The organism is Acinetobacter sp. 778_lipA, assembly GCF_058242985.1.
The window spans coordinates 894,086-907,447 of record NZ_JBZAYT010000001.1; the positions used below are offsets into that span (position 1 = coordinate 894,086).

General features: G+C 38.5%; 10 protein-coding genes. 7 read left to right on the forward strand and 3 right to left on the reverse strand.

Annotation, left to right across the window (positions count from 1 at the left end; genetic code table 11):
* Window positions 1-43 precede the first annotated feature (43 nt).
* Entirely contained in the window at window positions 44-1,876 is a 1,833-nt protein-coding gene (locus AC4CUY_RS04210; protein ID WP_336952722.1) for a phosphoenolpyruvate carboxykinase (GTP), read from the reverse strand.
* Window positions 1,877-2,283: 407 nt separating this feature from the next.
* Between AC4CUY_RS04210 and AC4CUY_RS04215 the strand changes: the two genes are divergently transcribed.
* The 5 genes from AC4CUY_RS04215 to AC4CUY_RS04235 all read left to right on the forward strand — a co-directional run bounded on the left by AC4CUY_RS04215 (window position 2,284) and on the right by AC4CUY_RS04235 (window position 6,467).
* Entirely contained in the window at window positions 2,284-3,222 is a 939-nt protein-coding gene (locus AC4CUY_RS04215) for a diacylglycerol/lipid kinase family protein (RefSeq protein ID WP_336952720.1), read from the forward strand.
* Complete coding sequence (locus AC4CUY_RS04220; RefSeq protein ID WP_336952719.1) at window positions 3,203-3,991, forward strand: metallophosphoesterase family protein; 789 nt, start codon at window positions 3,203-3,205, stop codon at window positions 3,989-3,991. Before AC4CUY_RS04215 ends, AC4CUY_RS04220 begins: the two co-directional genes overlap by 20 nt.
* A gap of 172 nt (window positions 3,992-4,163) precedes the next feature.
* Window positions 4,164-4,454: a co-chaperone GroES gene (locus tag AC4CUY_RS04225; RefSeq protein WP_004722444.1), complete on the forward strand. Its 291-nt coding sequence runs from the start codon at window positions 4,164-4,166 to the stop codon at window positions 4,452-4,454.
* 79 nt (window positions 4,455-4,533) lie between these two features.
* Window positions 4,534-6,168 (forward strand): chaperonin GroEL, encoded by a 1,635-nt coding sequence (gene groL / locus AC4CUY_RS04230; protein WP_004819670.1) that lies wholly within the window; start codon window positions 4,534-4,536, stop codon window positions 6,166-6,168.
* A 155-nt stretch (window positions 6,169-6,323) separates the two neighbouring features.
* Window positions 6,324-6,467 carry a lipoprotein gene (locus tag AC4CUY_RS04235; RefSeq protein WP_419359894.1) on the forward strand — a complete coding sequence of 48 codons (144 nt, stop codon included), beginning with the start codon at window positions 6,324-6,326 and terminating at the stop codon, window positions 6,465-6,467.
* A gap of 353 nt (window positions 6,468-6,820) precedes the next feature.
* Here the strand turns inward: AC4CUY_RS04235 and AC4CUY_RS04240 are convergent, their stop codons facing one another.
* Together AC4CUY_RS04240 and AC4CUY_RS04245 are read right to left on the reverse strand one after the other, a co-directional pair.
* The gene (locus AC4CUY_RS04240; RefSeq protein ID WP_004819673.1) at window positions 6,821-7,195 is read right to left on the reverse strand and encodes a diacylglycerol kinase; all 375 of its coding nucleotides are present in this window, start codon (window positions 7,193-7,195) and stop codon (window positions 6,821-6,823) included.
* A gap of 139 nt (window positions 7,196-7,334) precedes the next feature.
* Complete coding sequence (locus tag AC4CUY_RS04245) at window positions 7,335-8,450, reverse strand: glycerophosphodiester phosphodiesterase (RefSeq protein WP_490773700.1); 1,116 nt, start codon at window positions 8,448-8,450, stop codon at window positions 7,335-7,337.
* 308 nt (window positions 8,451-8,758) lie between these two features.
* Between AC4CUY_RS04245 and AC4CUY_RS04250 the strand changes: the two genes are divergently transcribed.
* Entirely contained in the window at window positions 8,759-11,857 is a 3,099-nt protein-coding gene (locus tag AC4CUY_RS04250; RefSeq protein ID WP_336952714.1) for a multidrug efflux RND transporter permease subunit, read from the forward strand.
* Between the two features lie 167 nt (window positions 11,858-12,024).
* Window positions 12,025-13,362: a magnesium transporter gene (gene mgtE, locus AC4CUY_RS04255; protein ID WP_419327630.1), complete on the forward strand. Its 1,338-nt coding sequence runs from the start codon at window positions 12,025-12,027 to the stop codon at window positions 13,360-13,362.

Here is a 13,362-nt window from a genome sequence, read left to right on the forward strand (position 1 = left end):
AGACCGCTATATGGCGGTCTTTTTGTATCACTTAATCAGAGGACTAAGCAGATTTCTTAACAGCTTCTAAAAGCTCATTTTGACGAGTTTTAAGTGCAGCTGGTAAACGTTCACCAAGTTTATCAAATAACTCAGTGTGGCTTTCAATTTCTTTGATCCACTGATCTTTGTCTTGAGAAGTCACAAGATTAAATTGGTCTTTAGTGAAGTCAGAACCTGTCCAGTTCAATTGCTCATAGGTTGGAACAAAACCAATTGGTGTTTCTACTGCTTCAGCACGACCTTCACAACGGTCAATGATCCACTCAAGCACACGCATGTTTTGACCAAAACCAGGCCAAACAAAGTTGCCTTCAGCATCACGACGGAACCAGTTTACGTTATAAATACCTGGAAGTTTATTGCCCGCAGCTTTTGCTTTAGCACCAACTTCTTCGCCCATTTCTAACCAATGAGAGAAATAGTCAGCCATGTTGTAGCCAGCAAATGGAAGCATGGCAAATGGGTCACGGCGTACAACACCTTGTTGACCTACTGCAGCTGCAGTTGTTTCAGAACCCATTGTTGCTGCTTTATAAACACCATCAACCCAGTCAAAAGCTTCTGAGATTAAAGGTACTGTATCTGCGCGACGACCACCGAAGATGAATGCAGAAATTGGTACGCCAGCTGGATTTTCCCAGTCAGCATCAATAGAAGGGCATTGACCCGCTGCAACTGTGAAGCGAGCATTTGGATGCGCTGCTTTTTCACCAGCAACATGTGGTTGGCCTTTCCAGTTGGTTAAATTAGCAGGCGCTTCTTTGGTTAGACCTTCCCACCATACGTCACCGTCATTTGTTACAGCAACGTTTGTATAGATGACATCTTTGTGAAGTGTCGCCATGCAGTTTGGATTTGTTTTGATGTTTGTACCAGGTGCTACACCAAAGAAACCAGCTTCAGGGTTGATTGCATATAAGCGACCATCTTCACCTGGCTTGATCCAAGCAATATCGTCACCTACAGTTTCAATTTTCCAACCTTCATAACCCGCTGGTGGAATCAACATCGCGAAGTTGGTTTTACCACATGCAGATGGGAATGCCGCTGCAATGTAATGTTTCTCACCTTGTGGATTGGTCACACCAAGGATCAACATGTGTTCAGCTAACCAGCCTTGTTGACGACCCATAGATGAAGCAATACGTAAAGCAAGGCATTTTTTACCCAATAATGCGTTACCGCCGTATCCTGAACCGTAAGACCAGATCTCACGAGTTTCTGGATAATGCACGATATATTTTTCAGGGTTACAAGGCCATGCAACATCTTTTTGACCTTCAGCCAACGGAGCGCCAACAGTATGTACGCAAGGAACATAATCGCCATCTGTACCCAGTACATCATAAACAGCTTTACCCATACGAGCCATTTTACGCATACTTACAGCAACATAAGGAGAATCTGTAATTTCGATACCGATGTGAGCAATGTGAGAACCTAATGGCCCCATAGAGAATGGAACCACGTACATTGTACGTCCTTGCATTGCACCATCAAACAAACCGTTAAGGCGAGTACGCATCTCAGCAGGAGCTTCCCAGTTGTTTGTCGCACCAGCATCTTCTTGTTTTTCAGAGCAGATGTATGTACGACCTTCAACACGCGCTACGTCAGACGGATCAGAATTCGCTAAATAAGAACCAGGATGTTTTTCTTGGTTCAACGCTTGCATAGTGCCGTTAGCGATCATCAAGTCGATGTAACGTTGATTCTCTTCTTCGCTTCCGTCACACCATTCAATTTTTGCAGGTTTAGTTAATTTAGCAATTTCTTCAACCCATGCAATGAGCTTGGGATGACGAACGAATTCTGGTGCGTTCACTTGGGTCATGGTGAGGCCTATCTAAAATATGTACAATTTTGTGTACAAATAATAATCTGAATGAAGGGATACTACATTCAAATTTAAGTATGAAAAAAAGTGGTGGTATTAAAACATATATTCATAAAAAAAATAAGACTAAAGGCTTAAAAGATACCAATGCTTGAGTTTTTACTAAGTGTTTGATTTTTATTGTCTAACATTGATTATTGTTTGATTTTTATTAGTATTTTAAAACGGAATGTAGGGTATTTTAATTGTAAATAATAATAGTTTACAATAAGTTGAAATTATAAGATTTACTAAATTAATTATTGATTTAATAAATGGACATAATTCGAATTTTACATAAAGGTGCTTTTATTTGTTTAGAAAATCGACGAAATTAGTGCAAATACTTCAAAATAATCAAGCTTATGGACACAGAACTCAAGCCTCTTTCAATGATTTACAATGAAAAGTCAGGTTTTCATGCCAATCAGAAAGATGATATTTATGAAAAACTCATGACCATCTGGACTTCACATGGTTTTGAAATTCAAGTTTTTGATATCAGTTCAGAGCCTGATATAAAAACCCTGATGCAAAAAATCATTCAACGTCATGCACAGTACTCAGATTGCGGTGTCATTGTCGCTGCAGGTGGTGATGGTACGTTGAATGCAGTCGCCTCGCAAATGTTAAATCAAAAAATTCCTATGGGAATACTACCTTTGGGTACTTTTAATTATGTGGCGCGTGTTCTACATATTCCCCTGAATATTTTGGAGGCAGCAAATGTGATCGCCACAGGGGAGCCGCGTGCATCACATGTGGCCTGTATCAACGATCAAATTTATCTAAATAATGCCAGTTTAGGTTTATATCCTTTATTTATTAAAAAACGTGAAGAATATAATCGTAAGTTTGGACGCTTTCCTTTAAATGCTTACACGTCTGGTTTGGATGTACTGATCCGTGACCGTAAAGAACTCAAATTAGAGATCGAAGTAGATGGACAAAAGTATCCTGTAAAAACACCACTGATTTTTTTTGGTAATAATCAACTGCAATTAAAAGAATTGAATTTAAAAATTTCAAAATGTGCAGAGGTGGGTGAGATTGCCGGTGTGGTGATCGCCAAAGGAGATAAAGCCACTTTATTTAAAACCTTGTTTCAAACCATTCGTGGAAAATTGGAAAACGCTTCCGATGTGTATAGTTTTGGTGCACAAAAAGTCATTGTTTATTCAAAAAAGCCTAAACTGACCGTTGCTGTCGATGGAGAAATTGTTTCAATGACGACCCCATTAACCTTACACGTAGAAAAAAATGCTTTAAAAATTATGGTGCCGCATGTTATTGCATCTGTCTGATCTACATTTTGGTACTGAGCGTCCAGAGTGTATACGAGCGATTCAAAAGTTTTGTGCTGTGCATAAACCAGAAGTGGTTGTGGTGAGCGGTGATTTAACTCAACGTGCTAAATTTAAAGAGTTCTATGCATGTAAACAGTTTTTAGAATCGCTAAAAATCCCTTATTTTGTGGTGCCTGGCAATCATGATATTCCTTTATATCATGTCTGGAATCGTGCCTTTAGACCATTTGGCTTATATCAACTGTTCTTTGGTAGTTTAGAACGCACTTTATTTACAGAGCATTTTTATTTAATTGGCATGAACAGTATTCGTCGGCGTTATCATACACGCGGGCATATCTCATTTGAGCAAATTCAAAATGTAAATCAGTTGTTGGTCAATGCACCGAAAAATAAATTAAAAATAATTGTTAGTCACCAACCTTTTTATACTTCAAATGAAGATCATCACTTAAAAGATTGTCCTGCTTTAGGGCAGTTTGCCATTAAAGAATGGGGACAACATCAACTGTATGCTTTATTACATGGTCATTTACATTTAGTTGCGGTCTATGATTTGAATCAAGCCTTTGCGCTAAATTTAAAGCAACCGGTTTATGAAGTTCATGCGGGTACAGCAGTTTCTCGACGCTTACATAAAAATATGCCAAACAGTTTTAATGTGATTCATCAAAATGGTGAGTTTGAGCATTATTTTTTTGATGAGCAATTACAAGATTTTATTGCGAAAAATGAGCTGAAAAATTCTGAATCAGAGCTGATTTGATACAAAAGAAGAAAAAACGTACAAATTAAATAAATTTTTTTTCATTTTCCCCTTGAAGCGTTTATTTCCATCCCCACAAATGTGACATACAAATATTTTGTCGATGACCTAGGAATAAGAAGTCATCTTCGCTGAGTAATCAATGACATTTAAAATGTCTATGGAGTTAGAAATGAGCAAGATTCGTCCTTTACATGACAACGTTGTTATTCGCCGTGTTGAAAAAGAAACTAAAACAGCAGGTGGTTTAATTTTAAGTACTTCAGCAGCTGAACAACCTGCTCAAGGTGAAATCCTTGCTGTAGGTAATGGCAAAATCACTGATAATGGCGTACGCGCTTTAGACGTGAAAGTGGGCGATAACGTATTATTTGGTGCTTACGCAGGTACTAAAGTTAAAGTTGATGGTGAAGAACTTCTTGTGATGAAAGAGTCTGATATTTTAGCGGTATTGGAAGGTTAATCTTCTGCCGTTCAAATGAGTTTTCATCCAAAACATATTGGTCAAAATTTAAAATTTATAAAGATATCTGGAGTTTAGTATGTCAGCTAAAGACGTAAAATTTGGTGATTCAGCGCGTTCAAAAATGATCGCCGGTGTAAACGTACTTGCAGATGCAGTAAAAGTAACTTTAGGTCCTAAAGGGCGTAACGTTGTTATTGATCGTTCTTTCGGTGCACCACACATCACTAAAGATGGTGTAACTGTTGCTAAAGAAATTTCTTTAAAAGATAAATTCGAAAATATGGGCGCGCAATTGGTTCGTGAAGTTTCTTCAAAAACCAATGATATCGCAGGTGATGGTACAACAACTGCAACTGTACTTGCTCAAGCGATCTTAAATGAAGGGATCAAATCTGTAACTGCGGGTATGAACCCAATGGATTTGAAACGTGGTATCGACCTTGCGGTTAGAGCTGTTGTTGAAAATATCAAAGCAACTGCTAAACCAGCTTCTGATACCAAAGCAATTGAACAAGTCGGTTCGATTTCGGCAAACTCTGATGAAACTGTAGGTAAGTTGATTGCGCAAGCAATGGAACGCGTTGGTAAAGAAGGCGTGATTACTGTTGAAGAAGGTTCAGGCTTTGAAGATGCGCTTGATGTTGTAGAAGGTATGCAGTTTGACCGTGGTTATATCAGCCCGTACTTTGCAAACAAACAAGATACTTTGACTGCTGAACTTGAAAATCCATTCATTCTTCTTGTTGATAAGAAAATTGGTAATATCCGTGAATTGATTACAGTTTTAGAAGCTGTTGCAAAAACAGGTAAACCATTACTCATCATCGCTGAAGATGTTGAGGGTGAAGCACTTGCAACACTGGTTGTAAACAACATGCGCGGTATCATCAAAGTATGTGCGGTTAAAGCGCCTGGTTTTGGTGATCGTCGTAAAGCAATGCTTCAAGATATCGCGATCTTGACAGGTGCTACTGTGATTTCTGAAGAAGTGGGTATGTCTTTAGAACAAGCAACGCTTCAAGATTTAGGTACTGCACATAAAATCACGATTTCTAAAGAAAATACTGTGATTGTTGATGGTGCTGGTGATGCAAATCAAATTGCTGAACGTGTAACTCAAATTCGTGCTCAAATCGAAGAATCAACATCTGAATACGATAAAGAAAAACTTCAAGAGCGCGTAGCTAAACTCGCTGGCGGTGTTGCTGTAATCAAAATTGGTGCTGCAACTGAAGTTGAAATGAAAGAGAAGAAAGACCGTGTAGATGATGCGCTTCATGCAACGCGTGCTGCGGTTGAAGAAGGTGTTGTTGCAGGTGGTGGTGTTGCGTTGGTACGTGCAGCTAAAGTACTTGACGGTCTTGTTGGTGCAAATGATGACCAAACTGTAGGTGTGAACATCCTTCGTCGTGCGATTGAAGCGCCACTTCGTCAAATCGTGTCTAACGCTGGCGATGAGCCATCTGTTGTGATCAATGCAGTGAAAAGCGGTGAAGGTAACTTTGGTTACAACGCTGCAACTTCACAATATGGTGATATGTTAGAAATGGGTATCCTTGACCCTGCTAAAGTAACGCGTTCTGCACTTGAGCACGCTGCATCTGTTGCTGGTTTGATGTTAACAACTGAATGTATGATTACTGATATCCCAGAAGATAAACCTGCTATGCCTGATATGGGTGGCATGGGTGGTATGGGCGGTATGATGTAATATCGTTTCAATCTCAGATCATAAAAAATCCCCGCTTTTATGCGGGGATTTTTTATGCAAGTTACTTTATTCTTGTTTTTTGTAGATTTATTATTATCCTTTTCTACTATTCGGTAAATATAAATACAATACGAAAATTGTGAGGGGGGAGTAAAATGAAAAGATTAATTTTCATTATTGTAATTAGCCTGGTGTTAACTGGATGTTTAAGTATGATGGGGCAACGACTTGAAACTAGAAATGATTTAATGCAGTCTTCGGTAGGCGAGACAGAAGAAAAAATGGGGACCACCATCTAGAAGTTATACAGTTCCGAGCGGCGCTAAAATTATTTCTTATAATGATGATTGGGGTTCTTGTGTTGAAAAATTTATGCTAGAACGCGGTAAAGTGACCAAATGGGGATTTACCAATTGTTCAATGAATCTCAATCGGCCTGATAAAATAGACAAGAAAACACCAATTCCAAAACCTTCACTTTAATGAATTATTTATAGAAATAATTTTAAGAGATAAGGAATTTCGTCAAGTTAAAAATATCACAGTGCTTTGACTTGATTAACACAGCAAAGAGAAATTAGGCTTTTATAAATTGACATTTTACGCTCGGTGGAATGTTAATGTTCTCTCTAACTGATTTAAAAACAATAATTTATCTAAAAAGAATAATCACCCAAGTAAAGAAAATAATTGCTTGAGCTACAAACTGCGCAGCACTTCCCATATCTTTGGCATTTTTAGACAGTGGATGGCGTTCTAAAGAAACTCGATCAACGACAGCTTCTAATGCTGAATTAAACAGTTCTACAATGATTGCCAATAAGCACACAGCAATCATCACTGCTTGTTCAACAGAAGAGACATCAACGAAGAATGTAATCGGAATTAAAACAATATTAATCCAAACAATCTGACGGAAAGCAGCTTCATTTTGATATGCAGCTTTAAATCCTGCTAAAGAATAGCCAGTTGCATTGAGAATGCGTTTGAAACCCGTCGTACCCTTAAATGGAGAATAATCACTCATACATCAAAGCAGCTAAATTTTTAAAAAGTGTATTATTTTAAACTTAAATGGGGATTAATTTTAAACAAAAAGCACTAAGTTTAGAAAAAATTAAGCAAACATTTGAATCGTTTGCTTAATTTTTTGAATAAATCAGATGTTACTTTGCATTTGGATTGGTTTTTAAGTACGCATCCAAAGCTTTACGACCCAGCGCAGGATCATCGGTAAATACACCGTCCACACCAGCTTTAAAATACATCTCATATTCTTTATTCGCGCCAGCTTCACAACGCTTGGCTGCATCTGCTTCACCAGTACTACATTTTAAATTGTTGGCAAGGAAATTATTTTCAGGACGGAAAGTATATGGATGGACTTTTAAGTTCACAGCATGAGCATCTGTAACAAAAGAAGAAGGTGCAGTATAGCTATCATTAAAAATATACGGTTTCCATGGACCAACACCATCAGCATATTTGGCAACTTCTTTTAAACCTTGTGCTGTGGCCATATCACCATAGGTGGTTTTAATCCCTTGTACGACATAATCTGCTGGACTGATTTTCTTATCATCATAAAGCTGAATAATTTTGGCATGCTTTAAGCTTTTATGGGCTGTCAATTGGTCTTTAAAGTACTTTAAATTATTTACTTCAAATGACTGTAGATAAATCGGTGCAATTTCACGGCTATATTGGTACTTTGCCAAAGTTTTAAGCAATGGATCTTCCATGGCTAAATTTAGTTTTTGAAAATATGTTGGGTGCTTGGTTTCAATATAGAGCCCAACCACCTTACCAGTTTTTTTATAATTCTTTTCAGCCAGTTCAATGATCTGCTCAAGGGTGGGAATATTAAATTGGTCATTGTATTGGGTATTGTTCGGGCGTAACGCTGGGATACGCTCACGTGCTTTAAGTTGATTCAATTCATTTAAAGTAAAGTCTTCAGTAAACCATCCCGTTAACGATGTCCCATCGATGATTTTTGTTTTCTTACGATCTGCAAATTGGCTGAATGTACTGACATTGGTTGTACCGCCAATTTCATTTTCATGACGTGCAACCAAAACCCCATCTTTAGTCGATACTAAATCTGGTTCAATAAAATCAGCACCATCATCAATGGCTTTTTGATAACTTTCAAGGGTATGTTCAGGACGTAAAGCACTGGCTCCTCGGTGACCAACGATAATAATTTTTGGTTCCTTGTATTCGGGCGTGACGTTATCTATATTTTTATCGTCATCATTACAAGCAGTTAATAAGGCCATGATACTTACCAATAACCCAGTATTTTTTAATCATATTTCTCTCAAATTCTTATAAGTAAACTGAGCGTAGTGTATGTGGTTAAATTGACACTGTGATGACATCAAGATGAAAAGATGATGAAATCTTTTTTGTAGATTTACGATCCGAAGAAATGAATTCTTCACAGTTTCTTCATATTTAAACTTATCATTCGCTTTTCTGTTATTTTTCCTTGAGTTTTTAGTTCAAGTCACAGAATATCCATATAAAGCAGATTTAATTGTTCGAACAGCTTTAACCTCAATCCTTTGACACAGAACCTACTCTGATGCTCTCTAAATTTTTTATTCAACGTCCTATTTTTGCCTGTGTACTCGCAATTATTGTTATGGCTTTAGGCGTATTTTCAGTCTTAAATTTACCTATAGAGCGATACCCTGATATTGCTCCACCACGAATTACTGTTTCGACAACATATACAGGCGCAGATGCTGAAACGGTTGAAGAGAGTGTTACACAGGTTTTAGAACAACAAATTAAAGGGATCGACCATCTACTGTACTTTAGTTCGAGTAGTGACTCATCAGGTCGTGCCAGAATTAGTATCAGTTTTGAAAATGGAACTGACCCAGATACCGCACAAGTACAAGTACAAAATAGCATTAATGGCGTACTTAACCGTTTACCTGACGATGTACAGCGTCAAGGTGTAACGGTAAATAAATCACTTGGCGATACATTTATGGTGGTGGGTTTATATGATGAAACGGGTAAAAGTAACAATATCGAGTTAGGTGACTATTTATCTGATCATATAGAACAAGAATTATCACGGATTGAAGGGATTGGTGAAGTTGATGTATTTGGCTCACAATATGCCATGCGAATTTGGCTCAATCCGAATTTGCTTCGACAATATCAATTGATGCCCAGTGATATTCGGACAGCAATTGAGGCACAGAATACACAGGTTGCCGCTGGTGGTGTCGGCGATTTACCAGTAACTGCTGACCAATATTTAAATGCAAAAGTCACTGCTGGTTCACGTTTAAGAACTGTGGACGAATTTAAGAATATTATAGTCAAATCCAATACCGATGGAGGCTATATCTATTTAAAAGATGTGGCGCGTATTGAATTGGGCGCAGAAAACTACCAATCTTTTAATACCATCAATGGTTATCCTTCATCAGGTATGGGGATTTCTTTATCCTCAGGTGCAAATGCACTAGCAACATCGGCATTAATCAAAGCCGAGTTGGCAAAGATTTCTGAAAAACTACCACAAGGTTATAAGATTGTTTATCCACGTGATAATACGCCGTTTGTGCAAGAATCCATTAAAGAGGTGGTAAAAACATTATTAGAAGCCATCGTATTGGTGGTTCTGGTCATGTTTATTTTCCTACAAAGCTGGCGTGCAACGTTGGTTCCTACTATTACTGTTCCGATTGTAATTTTAGGTACTTTTGCGGTACTCAATGTGCTCGGTATGAGTATTAACACATTGACTTTATTTGCCTTAGTGTTGGCAATTGGTCTGTTGGTCGATGATGCGATTGTTGTGGTGGAAAATGTCGAGCGTTTGATGCATGAGCAGGGTCTAACTGCAAAACAGGCATCTATCGAGTCTATGCAGGAAATGACAGGGGCTTTGATTGGAATTACAGTGGTCTTGACGGCTGTATTTATCCCGATGGCATTCTTTACGGGTTCAACAGGTGTGATTTATCGTCAATTCTCCATTACCTTAGTGGCGGCAATGGCCTTGTCACTGTTGGTTGCATTGATATTAACCCCTGCACTGTGTGCCATTATTTTAAAACCGAACCCCAAACCCATGCGTTGGGCCACTTGGTTTAATCGCAAACTTGAAAATCTAAGACAACGTTATATTCGACTGATTCAAAAGACCTTAAATTTGAAATGGGTGGTTTTGACGATTTTTGTGGCTTTGATTGCTGTGTTTTCACTGATTTATCGGACTTTACCTACTAGTTTTATTCCAAGTGAAGATCAGGGTATGTTGAGTGTACAGTTCCGTTTAGCCGATGGTGCACCGATGTCAAGTAGTCAGGTGGTTGGAGAAAATATTCGAAGATATTTCCTTGAAAATGAAAAACAAAATGTAGATATTGTATTGATTCGTTATGGGCGTAATTTTTCAGGTACAGGACAAAATTTAGGAACAGGCTTTGTAGCCTTAAAGCATTGGGATGATCGGTCAGGTACACAAAATTCTGCGCAAGCAATTCGTGAACGTGCAACAAAATATTTTAGTCAAGATCGCAATGCTCGGATTACAGTGAGTTTGCCTGCTTCTGTAAATGGTTTGGGAGATAGTGATAGCTTAGAATTCTGGATTCAGGATATTAATGGTCAAGGTCGAAAATATTTAGACCAACAATTCAATACATTGCAGGCGCAAGCCAAACAGTTCCGATCCTTTGAGAATCTGGATAAAAAGTCCAATCCCGATAAATCTAAGTTAAAAGTTGATGTTAATCAAAAATTGGCATTGGCAAATGGACTGAGTCAAACCGCGATTAACAACACCTTGTCAGCAGCATGGGGTGGTTCTTATGTAAATGACTTTATTGATCGTGGGCGAATTAAACGAGTAATGATGCAAGGCGATGCAGAATTTCGTTCCAAGCCAGAAGACCTACAGGTATGGACGGTGCGTAATGCACAGAACCAGATGGTGCCATTTAGCAATTTCGCAACAACGCGCTGGGAAGGTGGGCCAGATGTAGTGAATCGTTTCCAAGGTTATACCGCCTTGCAAATGGAAGCCAATGCTGCGGCGCATACTAGTTCAGGTCAAGCCATGAAAGATATTCAGACCTTGATTAGTCAACAAGAGGGAATAGATGTTGCGTGGAGTGGCTTGTCATTTGAAGAACAAAAATCCAGTAGCCAAGCATGGTTACTCTATTTGATTTCAATCGGCTTTATTTTTCTTTGTCTAGCAGCTTTATATGAAAGTTGGTCGATTCCAACTGCTGTGATTGCGGCAATTCCTTTGGGGATTGGAGGCAATATTATTTTCAGTAAATTGATAGGTTTTCCAAACGACATTTATTTTCAAATTGCATTGTTGACCACGATTGGTTTGTCTTGTAAAAATGCGATTTTGATTGTTGAGTTTGCTGCTCTGTCTCAGGAAAAAGGTAAAACAGCTATTGCAGCTGCATTAGAAGGTGCAGGGCTGCGGTTACGTCCAATTCTAATGACATCATTAGCCTTTGGTGCGGGGATTATTCCATTGGTTGTTGCATTTGGTGCAGGTGCTGCCAGCCGTCAAGAAATTGGTGTAAGTGTGTTAGGTGGGGTGATCTTTGGAACAGTTTTGGTTTTACTGTTTATCCCATTTATGTATGTGTTGGTTCGCTCAATTTTTAAATCAAAAGCGCCCTCTGAGTAATGGTGTCGATTGATGGCCTTAGCTTGATCAATGTTCTTAGATGAGGATTGATCAAGCTTAAAATCATACAGAACCGTTAAAACATGTTTCACAACAAAAAACATCTTTATTTTCGTGGGATTGCAGTCCAACATGTGGCAAAAGTTTGATGGAATTTGGATCATCCTATGCAATTTTCTTTGGCACTCGTTTCAGAAATAGAAAAAGCCATTCAAAACCATCAATTTGATATCATCGAAAAACAATTTGAACAAATCAATGACGCTGATATCGCAAAAATTTTGGCAGACTTATCTTTAAATGAACAGCTGACATTGGTGGAGTATTTGCCCAATGCTGCGTACATTCTTGAGTTTTTATCACTCGAACAACAACTTAAAATTTCTGAGCATTTACCAAAACAAATACTGGTCAATATCATTTCTGAGATGCACTCGGACGATCGTACAGATTTATTTAAGTATTTGCCTTATGCATTACAGCAAGCTGTTTATGCTGATTTAAGCACTGAAATACAACTGCAGATCCAACATTTAGCCAGATATCCAGAAGAGTCTGCTGGTGCAATCATGAGTTCAGATTATGTGACATTGTCACCTGATTTGAACATGACGCAAGCCATCAAGCAGATCAGAGCAATTGCTACAAATCGTGAAACAGTCTATTTGATTTATGTGATCAATCCTCAAGGTACGTTACTTGGGGTTGTGTCCTTACGTGAAATTATTCTTGCTGAGCCTGAACAAACCATTGCTGAAGTTATGAGTACGGATTTGATTGTAGGGGATGTTAATGAAGACCAAGAAAGTATTGCAGAGAAGTTGCATTATTATGACTTTATTGCGCTGCCTATCGTTGATGAGCAACAGCGTCTTTTAGGTATTGTCACTTATGATGATGCGATGGATGTTGTCACCGAAGAAGCCACTGAAGATTTTTTAAAATCCAGTGCAGTCTCATCTTCTCCTAAAATGAGTATTAAGACAGCGCCGATTCATTACCTATATAAGAAACGGGTATTTTGGTTGGTGATTTTAGTTTTTGGCAGCTTATTGTCTGGATTTGGGATTGCCCATTTTGAAGATATTATTGCAAAAAATATTGTGCTGGTATTCTTTTTGCCGCTTTTGGTCGGGAGTGGTGGGAATGCCGGTTCACAGTCGGCCACGTTAATGGTGCGGGCATTGGCAACGGGTGATGTACATTTAAAAGATTGGATGTACCTGATTGGGCGTGAAAGCTTGGTCGGTTTATGCTTGGGCGGAACAATGGCAATTGCTGTGTCCATTCTTGGCTACTTTAGAGGGGATGCAATGGTCGCCTTGGTTTTAGCTTTAAGTATGATGGGTATAGTATTGATGGGCTGCTTAATAGGGATGAGTCTGCCATTTATATTAAATCGTTTAAAGCTGGATCCAGCAAGTGCTTCGGCACCTTTAGTCACTTCGATTTGTGATGCAACAGGTGTTATCGTTTACTTATGTATTGCATCGATTATTTTATAA

Coding starts and splice junctions, on each gene's coding strand:
- AC4CUY_RS04210 (WP_336952722.1), bottom strand. CDS start 1,876: ATGACCCAAGTGAACGCACCAGAATTCGTTCGTCATCCCAAGCTCATT.
- AC4CUY_RS04215 (WP_336952720.1), top strand. CDS start 2,284: ATGGACACAGAACTCAAGCCTCTTTCAATGATTTACAATGAAAAGTCA.
- AC4CUY_RS04220 (WP_336952719.1), top strand. CDS start 3,203: ATGTTATTGCATCTGTCTGATCTACATTTTGGTACTGAGCGTCCAGAG.
- AC4CUY_RS04225 (WP_004722444.1), top strand. CDS start 4,164: ATGAGCAAGATTCGTCCTTTACATGACAACGTTGTTATTCGCCGTGTT.
- groL (WP_004819670.1), top strand. CDS start 4,534: ATGTCAGCTAAAGACGTAAAATTTGGTGATTCAGCGCGTTCAAAAATG.
- AC4CUY_RS04235 (WP_419359894.1), top strand. CDS start 6,324: ATGAAAAGATTAATTTTCATTATTGTAATTAGCCTGGTGTTAACTGGA.
- AC4CUY_RS04240 (WP_004819673.1), bottom strand. CDS start 7,195: ATGAGTGATTATTCTCCATTTAAGGGTACGACGGGTTTCAAACGCATT.
- AC4CUY_RS04245 (WP_490773700.1), bottom strand. CDS start 8,450: ATGGCCTTATTAACTGCTTGTAATGATGACGATAAAAATATAGATAAC.
- AC4CUY_RS04250 (WP_336952714.1), top strand. CDS start 8,759: ATGCTCTCTAAATTTTTTATTCAACGTCCTATTTTTGCCTGTGTACTC.
- mgtE (WP_419327630.1), top strand. CDS start 12,025: ATGCAATTTTCTTTGGCACTCGTTTCAGAAATAGAAAAAGCCATTCAA.